The organism is Bradyrhizobium barranii subsp. apii (assembly GCF_011516635.5).
Taxonomy (GTDB): domain Bacteria; phylum Pseudomonadota; class Alphaproteobacteria; order Rhizobiales; family Xanthobacteraceae; genus Bradyrhizobium; species Bradyrhizobium barranii.
The window spans coordinates 4351647-4368753 of sequence record NZ_CP096255.1 but is presented as its reverse complement, the minus strand read 5'-3'; the positions used below and the strand labels follow the sequence as shown (position 1 = coordinate 4368753).

At 61.8% G+C, this 17107-nt stretch carries 14 protein-coding genes; 3 read left to right on the top strand and 11 right to left on the bottom strand.

The window, feature by feature from the left end; translation table 11 throughout:
* Window positions 1-533: 533 nt before the first annotated feature.
* Window positions 534-1637, bottom strand: a complete 1104-nt coding sequence (locus HAP41_RS20530; protein ID WP_175618097.1) for a L,D-transpeptidase family protein — start codon at window positions 1635-1637, stop codon at window positions 534-536.
* Here HAP41_RS20530 and HAP41_RS20525 point away from each other — a divergent pair.
* Window positions 1636-2910, top strand: a complete 1275-nt coding sequence (locus tag HAP41_RS20525; RefSeq protein WP_166064748.1) for an IS256 family transposase — start codon at window positions 1636-1638, stop codon at window positions 2908-2910. The genes HAP41_RS20530 and HAP41_RS20525 overlap by 2 nt on opposite strands.
* 3 nt (window positions 2911-2913) lie before the next feature.
* Here the strand turns inward: HAP41_RS20525 and HAP41_RS20520 are convergent, their stop codons facing one another.
* From HAP41_RS20520 to HAP41_RS20505, 4 genes are all read right to left on the bottom strand, one after another.
* Window positions 2914-3102: a hypothetical protein gene (locus HAP41_RS20520; RefSeq protein ID WP_166050582.1), complete on the bottom strand. Its 189-nt coding sequence runs from the start codon at window positions 3100-3102 to the stop codon at window positions 2914-2916.
* A 499-nt stretch (window positions 3103-3601) separates the two neighbouring features.
* A complete protein-coding gene (locus HAP41_RS20515; RefSeq protein WP_166064748.1) occupies window positions 3602-4876 on the bottom strand; it encodes an IS256 family transposase in 1275 nt (424 codons plus the stop codon).
* A gap of 718 nt (window positions 4877-5594) precedes the next feature.
* Entirely contained in the window at window positions 5595-6821 is a 1227-nt protein-coding gene (locus HAP41_RS20510) for an IS91 family transposase (RefSeq protein ID WP_166061603.1), read from the bottom strand.
* Window positions 6822-6841: 20 nt separating this feature from the next.
* Window positions 6842-7702, bottom strand: coding sequence for a tyrosine-type recombinase/integrase (locus tag HAP41_RS20505; RefSeq protein ID WP_029085027.1), 861 nt, complete (start codon window positions 7700-7702; stop codon window positions 6842-6844).
* Window positions 7703-7957: 255 nt separating this feature from the next.
* Between HAP41_RS20505 and HAP41_RS20500 the strand changes: the two genes are divergently transcribed.
* A complete protein-coding gene (locus HAP41_RS20500) occupies window positions 7958-9031 on the top strand; it encodes a cupin domain-containing protein (RefSeq protein WP_414643386.1) in 1074 nt (357 codons plus the stop codon).
* Between the two features lie 210 nt (window positions 9032-9241).
* On the opposite strand, the gene HAP41_RS20495 is transcribed toward HAP41_RS20500, so the two are convergent.
* From HAP41_RS20495 to pdxR, 5 genes are all read right to left on the bottom strand, one after another.
* Window positions 9242-9562, bottom strand: coding sequence for a DMT family transporter (locus HAP41_RS20495; RefSeq protein WP_063984222.1), 321 nt, complete (start codon window positions 9560-9562; stop codon window positions 9242-9244).
* A 108-nt stretch (window positions 9563-9670) separates the two neighbouring features.
* Complete coding sequence (locus HAP41_RS20490) at window positions 9671-10126, bottom strand: carboxymuconolactone decarboxylase family protein (RefSeq protein ID WP_166097255.1); 456 nt, start codon at window positions 10124-10126, stop codon at window positions 9671-9673.
* 127 nt (window positions 10127-10253) lie between these two features.
* A complete protein-coding gene (locus tag HAP41_RS20485; protein WP_206706231.1) occupies window positions 10254-10553 on the bottom strand; it encodes a hypothetical protein in 300 nt (99 codons plus the stop codon).
* A 96-nt stretch (window positions 10554-10649) separates the two neighbouring features.
* Window positions 10650-11924: an IS256 family transposase gene (locus tag HAP41_RS20480; RefSeq protein WP_166080342.1), complete on the bottom strand. Its 1275-nt coding sequence runs from the start codon at window positions 11922-11924 to the stop codon at window positions 10650-10652.
* 36 nt (window positions 11925-11960) lie between these two features.
* On the bottom strand, window positions 11961-13187 hold the full coding sequence (gene pdxR, locus HAP41_RS20475) for a MocR-like pyridoxine biosynthesis transcription factor PdxR (RefSeq protein ID WP_224580786.1): 1227 nt from the start codon (window positions 13185-13187) through the stop codon (window positions 11961-11963).
* A gap of 128 nt (window positions 13188-13315) precedes the next feature.
* Between pdxR and HAP41_RS20470 the strand changes: the two genes are divergently transcribed.
* Window positions 13316-13966 carry an FMN-dependent NADH-azoreductase gene (locus tag HAP41_RS20470; protein ID WP_166097260.1) on the top strand — a complete coding sequence of 217 codons (651 nt, stop codon included), beginning with the start codon at window positions 13316-13318 and terminating at the stop codon, window positions 13964-13966.
* A 224-nt stretch (window positions 13967-14190) separates the two neighbouring features.
* Here HAP41_RS20470 and HAP41_RS20465 read toward each other — a convergent pair whose 3' ends face one another.
* The gene (locus HAP41_RS20465) at window positions 14191-17058 is read right to left on the bottom strand and encodes an ATP-binding protein (RefSeq protein WP_166097262.1); all 2868 of its coding nucleotides are present in this window, start codon (window positions 17056-17058) and stop codon (window positions 14191-14193) included.
* Between the last annotated feature and the right edge of the window lie 49 nt (window positions 17059-17107).

The window sequence follows — 17107 nt, the reverse complement described above, 5'->3', positions numbered from 1 at the left end:
GCAATGCACTTGACCGATTCTGGATGGTTAAGCTCACCTGCCCGTCAGGTGTTGATGGAAACGACGAGGTCATTGAATGCAAAAGGCTGATCGGCGATGTCGCCTATTGGCCCCAAGCAGCGGTTGGTGGATGTGTGCTATTCCGCGGCTGTCAGGGGAGAAGAAGACATCCGGCAAACAGGCCAAAAATGACGCGAATGACCCATAGCAGACCTGCACCCGAGCATTCGCCGAGTGGCCGCCTTAACCTCGCAGTGGCAGCGGGATGGAAAGCAGTTAACGCGCGAGTGCACTTCGTAATCTTAATTTGCGCGAAGGCGTTCCCACCGAAATTGCTCACCCGCGCCGACGAGTTGATCGAATAACTCGCTCTTAGCTGAGACGCATGGGTCCACACCTAGCCCGAGCCGACTCGCGCAGCGCTTCATCGCACTCCGCTTCCGGGCGTATTCAGACCTTGAGAAAGCATTGGCGAGGTCTGGCAGTGACCCGGCAGCTGACTCTGGATGCAAGCCTGAAGTAGACCGGGCGCTCTAGCACCCGTCGTCTCCTTCCACGACGGTCGACAGGAAGCTGGAACGAGCCAGATCACATGCAATCGGTTTCGAGAACGAGGTGCCAAACCATCTACTCGTCAACGAACCATCGTTGGTGACCCAGGGGATTGGCGGCAGTTGCGGCAGATAAGATGCATACGGCATCACTTTCGCAAGCGTCGCTCTGACCAGATACTTTGCTAGAAAAGCCTCGTTCATTCCGCCGTCCAGTCCGCTGTAGATCGGGGCTGCCGGCACGTTGTCATTGAGCAATCGCGCGAATTCGAGTTCGTCGGTACGTTGCTTCTCAAGCGCCCGCCGCGCAATTTTGGAATCCACAACAAACGCGGGGCATTTATCGGTGGGACTGAACACGAGAGGATACGGCGAATTTGGTGGAGCTTGCGCATCGAACACATAGCGTCGATTGCACACGTCCACCTTAGGTTCGAGATGCGTCGTCTCGAAGTGATCGTTGCCGACTTTGAGCATTTTCCAGAAGGAGAGGTTCGGGCTATTTCGATGCTGCGCCAGGTTTGCCGGCGTCAGGCGGAATGGATAAGCCTGGACCTGAAAGGACAGTCGGCCGCCGAGGGAGTCCCGCGCTAGCGAATAGATCTCGCTTATCTGTTCGTCGGTCATGGCATAGCAACCGCTCGATGAGCAGTCGCCATGGATCATGAGTAAGCTGCCGTCGCGATTGTTTGCCTTGTCGAAGCTGTTGGGAAAGCCGACGTTGATCGCGAGATGGTAATCGGAGTTGGGATTCATCAGCTCGGGAGTAATCGTATAGAACCCCTCTGGAGCCTGACGGTCACCCTCCTTCAGTTTCGGCCCGAGATCCCCCGACCACCGACAGATCGGGTACACCTTGAGGATTTTGAAGAGGCCGGTGGTGTCCTGTTTCCAGACTTCGAGCTCCGCCTCTTGCTTGAAGACGCGCACAAGGATAGGCGAGTATTTTGGCATCTTCTTTTGTCGGAGCAGCGAGAGCAACTCGGGGGATGTCCCGGGTTCTGTTGAATTTCTGAAGAGGTCGGCGTTGCCCACCTTGAGCCGGTAGGCTCGGGGTGCTGATTCCACAAAGGAGAGCAACGCCATGACGAGAGATATCACACCGGCTGGTTGGCCGGCGACCGGGGCTGTGGAGAAATCATTTGCGGAAGTGCGAGCGAGCTTCGATCGGTTCTGCCTTGCGGCAGGAATCGAGGCGCTCGGCACGATGATGGAGGCGGATGTGACAGCGGCCTGCGGGCCGCGCCACGGTCGTGATGCGGCGCGGCGGGCGCACCGTTGGGGCCGAACGCGGGGGCGGATCGGTTTCCACGGCGGCAAGATCGAGGTCGATCGCCCGCGGGTCCGGGGCATGGACGGCCGCGAGGTCACGATCCCGAGCTGGGAAACGGCGGCGCAGGAGGACTGGCTCGGTCGCTGGGCGATGAACCTGATGCTGATCAATGTGTCGACGCGCCGGTTCGGCCGCGCCGTCCGGCTGCCCGAGGGTGACGTGCCGGCACCGCCCGGATCGGGGATTTCGAAGTCGGCGGCCTCGCGGAGGTTCGTGGCTCTGTCGGCGGCGCGGCTGGCCGACTTCATGGCTGCCGATCTGTCCGCGCTCGACCTTCTGGTGGTCCAAATCGACGGGCTGCATCTCGACGACGATCTCGTGCTGGTGGCCGCGATCGGGGTTGACGGCGAAGGCAACAAGCATCCGCTGGCGCTGGTGGAAGGGGCGACCGAGAATGCAGCAACGGTTCAGGCCCTGCTGGACAACCTGGTCTCGCGCGGGCTCGACCCGACGGTGCCAAGACTGTTCATCGCCGACGGCGCGAAGGCGTTGTCGAAGGCGATCCGCCGCACCTTCGGTTCGGCCGCTGCGATCCAGCGCTGCCAGATCCACAAGGCGCGCAACATCATGGAACGCCTGCCGAAAGAGCATCATGCGGCCACCCGCCGGGTGCTGCGCCAGGCCTGGGAGCTCGATGACGCCGACAAGGCTGAAAAATTGATCCGCAATCTCGCGCGTCGACTCGACCAGCAATGGCCCGGCGTTGCGGCCAGTATCCTCGAAGGCCTCGACGAAATCCTGACTGTCGTCCGGTTGAAGTTGCCGAAGGAGCTTCGCCGATCGCTCGCCTGTACCAATATCGCCGAGAACATGATGGGCACCATTCGCCGCGTCACGCGCAACGTTAAACGCTGGCGGGATGCCGGTATGGCCTTGCGATGGGTCGCGGCCGGTATGATCGAGGCCAACAAGGGCTTCCGACGATTGAAGGCGCATAAGCAATTGTCGGTTCTGCGTGCGGCCCTTCAAGCTCACCACGATCGCATGACAATCAAGTCCGTTGCCCACGTCACGAGGGCTGCGTAATATTCATTCCGGCAACGTCGACCCGACGTAGTTCAACAGCGATCGGGACATCCCCAGCAACTCGGGTGGTAGCTCCTTTGTAGCCTTGGCCGGCAAGCGGTTGCTGTTTTCGCCAAGGCAGGTGGCCGGCGACAACGCCGCGAAAAAAGCTGCAGTCAGCACAAGCGCACGGAGTGCCGTGGCGCCGATCATGACCTTACCTCGGGCGTGGACTCTGCTCATTTGGGTAGCGTGTAGTCAGTGGGTTCGTAAGGCAAGCCCAGATGGACGCAGCCACCGGAGAAGTTCGAGCTTATCGTTGGCCTTGGGGATGCAAAGACGCTCGGTCTCGTCGTCCGCTTCTGGCCCATAGCTGACCTGCCCGATCGGTTCAGCCGAGGACTTCTTTTAACCCAAAGCTGACCTCAAGCAGTTCCGGAGACAATTAGGCAAAAAGCCCGCATTGGTTATGACAGCATTCTTGGCGGCGCTCGCGACATCGGCCAAGTCGGAGCTCATCAATGTGCCGAAGGAGTGATCGCCACCGGTAGCCAAGACCGGCATCGGCAATTTTCCAGTCTTTGCGAACAGCGCTTTGTTGTCCTCGCCGTCCTTAATGAAGGCAGCAAACTGTCCGCTAAAGGCATCGTGGATGGCGGGGATGTCCCGATCGCTGTTGAACTACGTCGGGTCGACGTTGCCGGAATGAATATTACGCAGCCCTCGTGACGTGGGCAACGGACTTGATTGTCATGCGATCGTGGTGAGCTTGAAGGGCCGCACGCAGAACCGACAATTGCTTATGCGCCTTCAATCGTCGGAAGCCCTTGTTGGCCTCGATCATACCGGCCGCGACCCATCGCAAGGCCATACCGGCATCCCGCCAGCGTTTAACGTTGCGCGTGACGCGGCGAATGGTGCCCATCATGTTCTCGGCGATATTGGTACAGGCGAGCGATCGGCGAAGCTCCTTCGGCAACTTCAACCGGACGACAGTCAGGATTTCGTCGAGGCCTTCGAGGATACTGGCCGCAACGCCGGGCCATTGCTGGTCGAGTCGACGCGCGAGATTGCGGATCAATTTTTCAGCCTTGTCGGCGTCATCGAGCTCCCAGGCCTGGCGCAGCACCCGGCGGGTGGCCGCATGATGCTCTTTCGGCAGGCGTTCCATGATGTTGCGCGCCTTGTGGATCTGGCAGCGCTGGATCGCAGCGGCCGAACCGAAGGTGCGGCGGATCGCCTTCGACAACGCCTTCGCGCCGTCGGCGATGAACAGTCTTGGCACCGTCGGGTCGAGCCCGCGCGAGACCAGGTTGTCCAGCAGGGCCTGAACCGTTGCTGCATTCTCGGTCGCCCCTTCCACCAGCGCCAGCGGATGCTTGTTGCCTTCGCCGTCAACCCCGATCGCGGCCACCAGCACGAGATCGTCGTCGAGATGCAGCCCGTCGATTTGGACCACCAGAAGGTCGAGCGCGGACAGATCGGCAGCCATGAAGTCGGCCAGCCGCGCCGCCGACAGAGCCACGAACCTCCGCGAGGCCGCCGACTTCGAAATCCCCGATCCGGGCGGTGCCGGCACGTCACCCTCGGGCAGCCGGACGGCGCGGCCGAACCGGCGCGTCGACACATTGATCAGCATCAGGTTCATCGCCCAGCGACCGAGCCAGTCCTCCTGCGCCGCCGTTTCCCAGCTCGGGATCGTGACCTCGCGGCCGTCCATGCCCCGGACCCGCGGGCGATCGACCTCGATCTTGCCGCCGTGGAAACCGATCCGCCCCCGCGTTCGGCCCCAACGGTGCGCCCGCCGCGCCGCATCACGACCGTGGCGCGGCCCGCAGGCCGCTGTCACATCCGCCTCCATCATCGTGCCGAGCGCCTCGATTCCTGCCGCAAGGCAGAACCGATCGAAGCTCGCTCGCACTTCCGCAAATGATTTCTCCACAGCCCCGGTCGCCGGCCAACCAGCCGGTGTGATATCTCTCGTCATGGCGTTGCTCTCCTTTGTGGAATCAGCACCCCGAGCCTACCGGCTCAAGGTGGGCAACGCCGACCTCTTCAGAAATTCAACAGAACCCGGGACATCCCCTGGATGGCACCCGCACGAGCATAGAGCGCCGCATCGTGATCCCCTGGTCTTTCGCCGATCGCAGCGGGGGTATGGGTTCACGGCCTGGTTCGAAAACCGATACGGTTATCGAAGCATCGAGGCGGACAGTGCCAATGTTGGCGCTCGCCCTGCCGGAAGCCGCTGGAACTCGTGCTAACGAGAAATATCGAAGTGTACTGCTTTGATAGCGTGCGCAGAAGCATTGTAGCCTGGAATCATGGGAGAACCGCGCATGGATTCTGGAGGGTTCTGTGAGGTCGCGCTCACGCGAGGGCGCGGCAGGCGCTTATGACGCGACCTCATTGAAGCCGGATTGAACGAAGGCGCGGGAGGCTATTCGCGGTTTTGCAGCTATGGGGATTGTTCGAGATCGCCATGCCCGATCTGCTGGCTCGGCGCGTGAGGCAGAGACACAGGAGTGCGCATCCTGGAAGAGTTGAGATCAGACGCGCTTCGCCTGAGATCGCGATAGGCCTTTTGCTGCATCGGACGGTTGTTGTCGCGCAGTGTGACAGCACGGATTCGACATCGTCCGCGATGATCGAGACGCTGGGAGCGAAATGACGAATGATGATCGTCGTGCACGACATGACTTGGCTCACGATGTGTCGCATCGGAACGGTGATGTTCGAGGGCTGGGGCGTCTGAAGCTATGTCGAAAGCGCTCAATGATGCGCATGACGCCACCACAATCGGGACAGGCAGGAACCTCGGCCCAGGTTTGAGCCTCCGAATCCACAGGCGACGGCTGGCCATCGTTTGGGGCTGTTCGCTCATGATCGAGAAGTTCGCGGCAAAGGGCGAGCTTGGCAGCGCGATGGCGGTTGGCCATGAAGCCGAAGTGGCGGATGCGGTGGAAGCCGTCAGGCGGCGTATGAAGCAGGAAACGGCGAATGAACTCATCGGGCTTGAGATTCATGATCTTTGTCGCGCTGTTTTGGCGATAGTCCTTCCATGAGAAGGCGACATGATCGTCGTCGAGTGCGACGAGCCGGCTGTTGGCGATCGCGACGCGATGGGTGTAGCGGCCGAGATAGGCCAGGACCTGTGCGGGTCCGCCGAAGGGCCGCTTGGCGTAAGCAACCCAGTTGATGCGTCGCATGGCGTCGAGGTGGGCCGCAAAGGCAGCCGGCTCGGCCAGAGCTCCGAGATCGCCGAAGAAACGCAAGGCACCGGAGTTGAAGGCTGCCGACAGACGTTTGAGAAAAAGTGTGCGAAATAGTCTGGACAACGGTTTGACGGCCAGGAAGAAGTTCGGTCGGCAAGCGGTCCAGCGCGCGCCATCGGGCGAGAGGCCGCCACCCGGAACGACGCAATGGACGTGGGGATGATGCATCAGCGTCTGTCCCCAGGTGTGGAGGACGGCGACGCCGCCGATCGCACCGCCGAGCCGGCGTGGATTGGCGGCGAGCGTCGTCATCGCCTCGGCGGCAGCCTTGAACAGGATGGCATAGACGACGGCCTTGTTCTGGAAAGCGATCGCGGCGATCGGTGCGGGAAGTGTAAAGACGACGTGGAAATAGGGAACCGGAAGCAGGTCGGCTTGACGCGCGGCGAGCCACGCGGCTCGGGCTCTCCCCTGACACTTCGGACAGTGCCGATTGCGGCAGGAATTATAGGCAACGCGTGTCGTGCCGCAGTCGTCGCAAGCCTGCATGTGGCCGCCGAGCGCCTCGGTCCGGCACGCAACGATCGCGCTCATCACGCGCCGCTCGACCCGCCCCAGATGACCGGCATGTACACGGCGATAGGCGTCGCCATGCCGGCGCAGAATATCGGCAATCTCGATGGCGGGCCTGTTGGAGCGGATGTCGGAGCGGGTCATGACCCGCATCCCGCTGCGGGTCATCCAGGTGGCGTCACCTCCAGCGACAGGCGATCGAGCGGGCTCTGCGTCGCTCGGATCGTATCGGTGGCGACCTGCGTGTAGCGCGCTGTCGACGACAAATTATTGTGCCCGAGCAAGACCTGGATGATCCGGATATCGGTTCCGTTCTCGAGAAGATGTGTCGCGAAGCTGTGGCGCAGCGTGTGCAGCGTGACGCGCTTGGTCAGGCCCGCAGCCTTCACCGCCGACCGGCAGGCGGCATGCAGCACGGTCTGATCGATCGGATGATCTTCGTCACGACCAGGGAACAGATAAAGCCGCGGCCGGGCGAGCCGCCAGTAGGTGCGCAGGATGCCCAGCAGCTGGGGCGACAGCATCACGTTGCGATCCTTCGCGCCCTTGCCGTGGCGCACCTGGATGACGCCGCGGGCGCTGTCGATGTCTTCGATCCGCAGTCCCGCAACCTCCGAGGCCCTGAGCCCGGCCGCATAGGCGGTGGTGAGCGCGGCGCGGCTCTTCAGGCTCGATACCGCTTCAAGAAACTGAACCACTTCGTCGGCGCTGAGAACGACCGGCAGCTTGCGCGGTTCTCGCGCATAGGGAATGCGCTCTGGGATGAGCGCCTCGCCGAGCGTGACGCCGTAGAAAAACCGTAGCGCACAGACGATCTGGTTCAGCGCCGGCCATGAGATGCCGGTCGAGACCAAATGCACCTGGAAGGCGCGGACGTCTTCCAGCTCTAACCGGTCAGGCGATCGGCCAAAATAGCGGCTGAACTTCGAAACCGCGCTGATGTAGGATCTTTGCGTCGCCGGCGACAGATTGCGGACGGTCATGTCTTCGATCATGCGGCGGCGAAGAGGGCTCAAATCGGCCATCTCGATACTCCTGTCTGAGGGGGTGGGCTCCAACACCCACATCCTCTCAGCCAGGAGGCGATCTATGCCACCTTGCCCCCTACGCCGCGGCAGCGGCTTCGTTCAATCCATTTCTCGTCGCCATATGTTGCAGCGACTGCTACCGGAGGTCTTCTAACGAGCGTTGGGCTGGCGCACGCGCAAACCGCGGACGGCGCGATTCCTCAGCCACAGCGACCGGGTCACGGCGGCACCGATCCCGGTCCGCGCAATCTCATGCGGGATCGGCAGAACCCGGATCTGCTGGTTCCGCCGTCGACCGATCATGGCACCTTGCCGAACCTGCGCTTCTCGTTCTCGGACGCCCATATGCGGCTTGAGCCGGGCGGCTGGACCCGCCAGGTCACGCAGCGTGAGCTGGGCATTGCCAAGTCCATGGCCGGCGTGAATATGCGCCTGAACGCGGGCGGTGTGCGTGAGCTGCATTGGCATAAGGCGTCAGAATGGGCCTACATGCTCTATGGCAAGGCTCGCGTGACGGCGGTCGATTCCGAGGGGCGCTATTTCGTCGATGACGTCGGCGTCGGAGATCTCTGGTTCTTCCCGGGCGGAACCCCGCACTCGATCCAGGGCCTCGGCCCCGACGGCTGCGAATTTCTTCTCGTGTTCGACGATGGCGATTTCGACGAAGACAACACCTTCCTGCTCAACGACTGGTTCAAGCGCATACCGACCGATGTGCTGGGCAAGAATTTCGGAGTGCCTGCCTCGTTGTTCGGCCACACTCCCGATGAAAGCGAGCGCTATATTTTCCTGGCCCCGTTGCCGGGGCCGCTCGGATCGGAAGCCATATCGGGCGCAAAGGCGTCGGAGACGAGCTACACGTGGCGGATGATGGAGCAGGTGCCCATCAAGACGAAGGGCGGAACGGTGCGGATCACCGATTCCCGTTTGTTTCCAATCAGCACCACGACCGCAGCGGCCCTGGTTGAACTCGAACCTGGCGGATTGCGCGAGGTGCACTGGCACCCTAACGGAGACGAGTGGCTCTACGTCATCGAGGGACAGGCGCGCATGGGTGTGTTTGCCGGCCAGGGGCAGGCGCGCACATTTGATCTGCAGGCCGGCGACGTTGGTTACGTCCCGGTGGCGATGGGCCACTATCTCGAGAATACCGGCTCGACCAACTTTCGATTTCTCGAGACGTTCAAGAGTGACCGCTTTATCGATTTCTCTCTCGATACCTGGATGGCGGCAACACCGCCGGGACTGGTGCAAGCCCATCTCAAACTCGATCCGAAGGTGATGAGCGCGCTGCGCACGAACAAGGCTCTGGTCGTGCCGGAATAACCGCCTAAGTCGGAGCCCATCGCGGCGCACTCGTCCGGCGCCCGGTGGGCAGGCCGCTGGCGGACCGCCGGCAAGATTGCGCCATCTCCGGCTGCAGAAGGAGAACGCCATGAATGTTCTGACCTGGGCCGCCCTGCGTTGGTGGTCGCCGGATCCGCCTTAGCATCAAACGGTCAGGCCGAAACGGGCACCCGAGCGTCAGTGGCATCCTCAGTTTGCAGAGACAAGCTTTAGTCCAATCACGCCGGCCACAATCAAAGCAATGCAAAGTATCCGCGCTGGCGACGCAGAGTCGCCCAGCACTGCGATACCCAGAACGGCGGTACCCGCGGCACCGATACCGGTCCAGACCGCGTACCCCGTTCCTACGGGAAGTGTACGGAGCGCCAGCGAGAGAAGAAAGACACTCGACAAACCGGTGGCAGCCGTAAACAGCGCGGGTATCAGCAGAGTGAAGCCTGCGGACCACTTCATGCCGAAGGCGAATCCGATCTCGAGAAGGCCGGCGGAGGCCAATATCATCCATGCCATGTGGGTCAATCCATTCGCTGGTCACCGGGCGTTACGGCCGGGCTGCTTGTAAGGGGCTGGACGCGCATGGACCAATTTCCATGCGCGACGCGTTTGCTGATGAGCGCCTCAAGCCCTACTGGCGGCAGCGGGGATGGAGCGGAACGAAATTCCCAATCGATTGAACGCGCTCATCAGGCCGATGGCATAGGTGAGGTCAGCGAGTTCCTTGTCGCTGAATTCGCCGGCGGCGGCCTCGTAGTCGGCATCGGGAACGCCGGTTTCGGCCACCCTCGTCACGGTTTCGGTCCAGGCCAGCGCAGAGCGTTCGCGCTCACTAAAGACTTCCCCCGCGTCTCGCCACACAGGCACCAGCACGAGCTTGTCCGCGGCGACACCAGACTTGAGCAGGTCGCGGGAGTGCATATCGATGCAGTAGGCACAGCCATTGATCTGCGAAACCCGCAGATAGACGAGATCGACAAGTTGCTTTGAAAGGCCGCTTTTTTGAAGATAGACGTAGACCCCTCCAAAAGCCTTGAAGCCTTCCGGTGAAGCCTTGGCGTAATCGATGCGCTTGTTCATGATTGAATCCTCATCTGGTTGAAGGATTCCATCGTTTCGCATCTTGGCCTATTCAAGAAGGTCCATGATAGGCGTTTGTAGCTGGGCCATGATTTCCATAATCCAGCAGGTCACGCTCGAACTTCAGTCACATCAATCCCAAAATGCGCCGTCCGAAATTTTCGGCCGTGCGCCGCGAGGCGATATTCGTGAAGTTCAAAAGAAGGGCGGAAGCCCCATCATTGCGCCTCGTCCAATCCGTAAGTGCCTCCGCGTACAGGCCTTGTTCCCGCATGCTCGCAGCGAGCCGGCGATCTGAACGGTTGCCTCGCAGACGCAAGATCAGGTGCATGCCCCCCGGCTGTAAATCTATTCGCACATTTTTTCCCAGCACGCTTTCCAGCCCCGCCGCGGTTGCCGCGCGGCGCTCGGCATAGAGCCTCCGCATCCGCTGGATATGGCGCGCAAAATGTCCTTCGGCGATGAATGGGGGATGTCCCGATCGCTGTTGAACTACGTCGGGTCGACGTTGCCGGAATGAATATTACGCAGCCCTCGTGACGTGGGCAACGGACTTGATTGTCATGCGATCGTGGTGAGCTTGAAGGGCCGCACGCAGAACCGACAATTGCTTATGCGCCTTCAATCGTCGGAAGCCCTTGTTGGCCTCGATCATACCGGCCGCGACCCATCGCAAGGCCATACCGGCATCCCGCCAGCGTTTAACGTTGCGCGTGACGCGGCGAATGGTGCCCATCATGTTCTCGGCGATATTGGTACAGGCGAGCGATCGGCGAAGCTCCTTCGGCAACTTCAACCGGACGACAGTCAGGATTTCGTCGAGGCCTTCGAGGATACTGGCCGCAACGCCGGGCCATTGCTGGTCGAGTCGACGCGCGAGATTGCGGATCAATTTTTCAGCCTTGTCGGCGTCATCGAGCTCCCAGGCCTGGCGCAGCACCCGGCGGGTGGCCGCATGATGCTCTTTCGGCAGGCGTTCCATGATGTTGCGCGCCTTGTGGATCTGGCAGCGCTGGATCGCAGCGGCCGAACCGAAGGTGCGGCGGATCGCCTTCGACAACGCCTTCGCGCCGTCGGCGATGAACAGTCTTGGCACCGTCGGGTCGAGCCCGCGCGAGACCAGGTTGTCCAGCAGGGCCTGAACCGTTGCTGCATTCTCGGTCGCCCCTTCCACCAGCGCCAGCGGATGCTTGTTGCCTTCGCCGTCAACCCCGATCGCGGCCACCAGCACGAGATCGTCGTCGAGATGCAGCCCGTCGATTTGGACCACCAGAAGGTCGAGCGCGGACAGATCGGCAGCCATGAAGTCGGCCAGCCGCGCCGCCGACAGAGCCACGAACCTCCGCGAGGCCGCCGACTTCGAAATCCCCGATCCGGGCGGTGCCGGCACGTCACCCTCGGGCAGCCGGACGGCGCGGCCGAACCGGCGCGTCGACACATTGATCAGCATCAGGTTCATCGCCCAGCGACCGAGCCAGTCCTCCTGCGCCGCCGTTTCCCAGCTCGGGATCGTGACCTCGCGGCCGTCCATGCCCCGGACCCGCGGGCGACCGACCTCGATCTTGCCGCCGTGGAAACCGATCCGCCCCCGCGTTCGGCCCCAACGGTGCGCCCGCCGCGCCGCATCACGACCGTGGCGCGGCCCGCAGGCCGCTGTCACATCCGCCTCCATCATCGTGCCGAGCGCCTCGATTCCTGCCGCAAGGCAGAACCGATCGAAGCTCGCTCGCACTTCCGCAAATGATTTCTCCACAGCCCCGGTCGCCGGCCAACCAGCCGGTGTGATATCTCTCGTCATGGCGTTGCTCTCCTTTGTGGAATCAGCACCCCGAGCCTACCGGCTCAAGGTGGGCAACGCCGACCTCTTCAGAAATTCAACAGAACCCGGGACATCCCCGATGAATGAAGTGACGATGGTTTGCGTAAGCCCCGGAGAGCCAGTTGAAAGGCTTTCGGTGACCTCCGCAAACCGCTCGACCTGCGCTTCCGGCACGACGAGATAGGCCAGCCGCATGCCTGGAAAAAGTACCTTGCTGAAGGTACCCGCATAGAGCACCCGCCCGTCACGATCGAGGCTTTTCAATGCAGGGAGGGGGCGGCTGACATAGCGGTATTCGCCATCGTAGTCGTCTTCGATGATCCATGCCTTGTTTCGCGCGGCCCAGTCCAACAGCGCCAGACGCCGGGGTAACGACAGGGACATGCAGAGCGGGCTCTGATGCGCAGGCGTGACCACCGCCACACGCGCCCGGGGCGCGAGCCTGATGGCGTCCGAAACGACCATGCCCTCCGCATCGACCGGAACCGAGACGCCTTCGATATGCATATATTCGAGAATTTCTTGCGTGGGCGGATATCCCGGGTCTTCAAGCCAGACGCGATCACCCGCCTTCAGCAGGGCATGACCGACCAGCTCCACGGTTTGGCGGTATCCCGAGGTAACGAACACCTGAGACGGGGAGCAGTTGATCCCACGGGAAACCTGGAGATATCTCGCGATCTCAGCACGCAGCGGAGGCAAGCCGGACACAGGGGGATGGATCATATCGGAAGGCTGCATGGCCCGCGCGCTACGCGCGCCAAGGCGCGCCCAGATCTTCCGGGGAAACGCATCCAGGGCAGGCAAACCCATCTGGAACGGCAGGATGGAATCCGGACGAAAACTGACTGCGTCCATCCGGGGATCCGCCCGCGGCGTCGGGTTCGCAATGGATATTCGCGGCGTAAGATCTGGGCTTACAATGGTTCCTGCCTGCCCGCGCGCCTCGACATACCCTTCAGCGGCCAGCAAGGAATAAGCCGTGTCGATGGTACCTCTGGCCAGCCCCAATTCCTTGGTCAACGCCCGTGCCGACGGAATGCGGTCACCAGGCTTCAACATTCCAGTGGCGATAGCGTCGCGAAACCGATCGTAAATCTGCCGATAGAACGGTGCTGCCGCCTTCGGATCAAGCGGCGCGAGCTTTCGGGGATTCGCGGCAGGCATGGCCCGGTCCGATCCTTCGATGAACGAAAAGCCCACTCTGCCATAACGATTCGGATCGGTCTCCAGTTCTCGCACGCGACAGCGGTCAAGCCTGCGCCGACAAATCATGGACCAGTCGCAAAGCTCATTCATGGTCCTTGGATGCAGGCCGAAATTGCTCTTTGTTGATGATCAGAGTTCGGACAACAGCGATTGGAAAGCAGATGACGAAAATACTGCATTTGATTTGCAGCCCCCGCGGGCAGGCCTCGGAGAGCTACAGGCTATCTCAGAAAATCGTCGACCACCTGCTGGATGGCGAGCCGACGGCAACCGTCATAATTCGGCCGATCAGCGGCGTCGCCGACATCGACGAAAGCTACGCAACTGCTCTTGGCGCGACCGAGCGATCCTGCCTGGAAATGTTCGTCGAGGGTTCCATGTCCCGGTCCGAAGAACTGATCCAGGAACTGGAGAGCGCGGACTTCGTCGTCATCGCAACTCCGATGCATAACTTCACCGTGCCTGCCGCTCTCAAAGCTTGGATAGATCACGTCGTTCGAGTCCGTCGAACGTTCGACGTGACTGCCCAAGGAAAACTGGGGGCGTTGCGCGACCGCCCGGTTTTTGTCGCAGTGTCCTCGGGCGGAAGATTTTCCGGCGATCGCGCGCATCAGCCCGATTTTCTCACGCCGTATCTAAAAGCTATCCTCGGCACCATCGGGCTGCATGATTTGACGTTCTTCTCCGTTGAAGGATCGGCCCTTGGTCCTGATGCATTGGTCGCAGCCCGAACCAAGGCGGATCAGGCAATGCAGAGGTTCTTCCTCCGTTTCGCGCCCAATTCAACGGGGGTGTTTCAGCAAGCTGTATGAACGCGCAACGGCCTTCCCGCGCTCAGTTCGGCCACCGATACGTCCGTTCCTGGCCCTGAGCAGACGCTGCCGCTTCGCGCGGAAGCTGGGGGACGCCTGCACCTCGCGGGATTCCCTACCAGCGAGACCAGTACAGCGCCCGGGAAGCTGAGGTACTTGCCTCCTCAATTGAGCAAGCAAAACTTCCCCCAAACATCAGAGCCTCGCTAAGAACGGAGATTGACTTAACCGAGATCACGCAAGAGACCTTTTGCCCGCTTAAGGTCGGCGGTGTTGAGACCTTCGGTAAACCGGTCGTAAATCGGTTGTAGCAGCGCCTTCGCTTCAGCCGGGCGTCCCCGATCGCGAAACAACTGTCCCAAGCTTGTGGCGGCGCGTAGTTCCCAGGACAGAGCGCCCTGCAGGCTCGCCCACTTCATCGCCTGGTAAAACTGATCCTCGGCCGTTGCCGCAGCGTCCGGCGCACCTTGCAACAGCAGCAGTTCGCCCTTGATGCGCAGCAGCTCGGCGAAGCTCAAGCGTTCTTCGGTCTCCTCTGCGCGTGCGATCGCATCGTGTACCACCGAAAGTCCTTCGCCCACTTGCCCGACGCGCCCCAAGCCTTCCGCCATCTCACCAACGAACAGGAAATAGCGATGCGATGCGTTGACTTCGTCGCCGAGTTCGTCGATGCCTGACCGCAGCAGCGGCAATCCGCCGGCGGTATCTCCGCGCTTGATCGCAAGCAGTCCTTGATGGCTGCGGGCAAAGGCAACATAGCGCATCAGCGAATGCCTGGTCGAAAGGTCGATCAGCCTTGCCACGTAATGGTCTGCGACATCCATATGGCCGCTCCACAGCGCGATCGGGCATGCTGCGTTGGCGACGATGTAGCACACCGAGTTGACGTGTCTGCTGGCAGATGCCTCATGCAGGTATGTTTCGGTGACGTGCATTGCGCGATCCGGAAGTCCCTGCAGCCATAGGGTCCGGCCCAGAAAGGCGCCGGCGGTCACCCGCTGGTTGCTCCGGAAACGGCTGATCCGCGACTTTTGGACTGGAGGAACATAGTGCGCGAGCATGCGTTCGAGGTGATACCGCGCGCTCGCTTGATCGCCGAGGCATTGCTGCGAGATGCCGATCAATCGCTCACCGATCAGCCGATCGTTGGAATTCGACCGGCTTGCCGCAAGGGCGCTGAATCGTTGCGCGGCGGTCAAGGAGGCGCGAAGGCGGCCGGCAACCCGGTGAAAGAACCACAGGCCTAGCAGCGACCGCAATTGGTGCTCGACATCGTCAAGCCTCTCTGCAAGCTCCAGCGCCTTTGTCCAGGCTTCGCCGATCGCTGGAATTTTCGCGTCGGTGACAAATATCAGGGTCGTACCGAGCGCGGTATACAGCTTCATCTCGAGGCGCGCGTCGCCATTGACGGCAGCCCCAAGGGCGGCGATCGCCCGCTCCACGCGGCCGCGGCATTCCTCCAGCAACGACGAGTGGACGCATAGAGGCACTGCGGCCGCGGTCAGCCCCGCGCCAATCTGCACGTCACCGCTGGGTGAAAAGGCCCAACCCAGCGCCGCGCGCAGGTTGTCGATGTGCCGTCCATAGTCGCCCATCCAGTCGACCGTGGGGCGCATCTCCAGCTCCGCTTCAGCCCGCTCGAACAAGTCCCGGTAATATTCGGCATGGCGACGTGCGAGCCGTTCCCGTTCCCCGCTCTCGCCGAGCTTTTCGAGGGCATACGTATGGGTCGTATCCAATAAGCGGTAGCGCGCCGTGGTGGCATCGATTTCCGCCACAACTAGCGACTTCGAAACCAGGCTGGAAATTCCATCGACCACTTCCGGCAAAGCGATCCCGGCGCCCGTTACCACCGCGCAGATCGCCTCCAGGTCGATGGCGCCGGCGAAGACCGCGAGCCGGCGGAGGAGCACCAGCTCAGGCTCAGTCAGTAGCTCGTAGCTCCAATCGAAGGTCGCCCGCAGAGTTTGGTGCCGCGGCAGCGCCGTCCGCCCTCCGGTCAGCAGCTGAAAGCGATCGTCAAGGTGAGCGGCGAGTTCTTCGACACCGAGTGCCGTGACACGTGCCGCCGCCATTTCAATCGCGAGCGGTATGCCATCAAGACGCCGGCAGATCGCCGCGATCGTCTTTGCCTGATAGCCATCCAGAACCGCCCCAGCCTCGGTTGCTCGTGCACGTTCGATGAATAGTCTGACGGCGCCGTATTCCAGGAGATCGTCCGCGTCCTCCGTCGGAATCGAGAGCGGCTGCACCCAGTAGACCTGCTCCCCCTCGGCCCGGAGCGGCTCGCGGCTGGTTGCGATGATCTGAGCCGAGGATCCGGCTCGCAGCACGCCCTCAGCCATCCTCGCCGCGGCGTCGATCACATGCTCGCAGGTGTCCAACACCACCAACAAGCGCCGCGCTGCCAGTGCCAGCGCCACGCGCTGCGTCGAAATTTCACCGCCACCGAACTTGAGTCCGATCGCGGCAGCGAGCGCTATGGGAACCAGACTGGGATCAGCGAGCGGCGAGAACTCGGCCAGCCACACCCCCTCTGGAAAATGCGGCACCAGTTCACGGGCGACCGCGAGCGCGAGCCGTGTCTTGCCGATGCCCCCCGCCCCGGTCAGGGTGACGAGCCGGCCGGCACGGACAAGCTTCGAGATTTCCTCGACCTCGGCGGTGCGGCCGATCAACGCTGAAACCGGCTGCGGCAGGTTGGTCGACGCTAATGGCTGCGCCGACGCACTTTCCTTTAGGTAGAGTGGATGTCCCGGTCCGGTTGCTGGCCGCATGGTCCAGATGCCGCGCAGGTGATAGCCGCGGCCGGACACCGTCTGCAACAACTCGCGATCTGCGCCGAGCGCCTTGCGAATGGCGGATATATGAATCTGGAGCGTGTTTTCTTCGACCGTCGCAACCGGCCACACCCGATCTATAAGATCGCGCTTGGTGACAAGCTCGCCGCCCGACTGAACCAGAATCTCCAGAATCTCGAATGCGCGGTTCCCGATCGGAACGGAAACACCTCGGGACCGCAACTCACGCTGGGTAAGATCGATCTCCCACCCGTTCGACTCATAGACGGCTCGTAGGCCTTGCTCGACCATCACGGCCTGCCCCGTCGGTTGAGTAATCCTAAGAAAATCTCAGCATCAG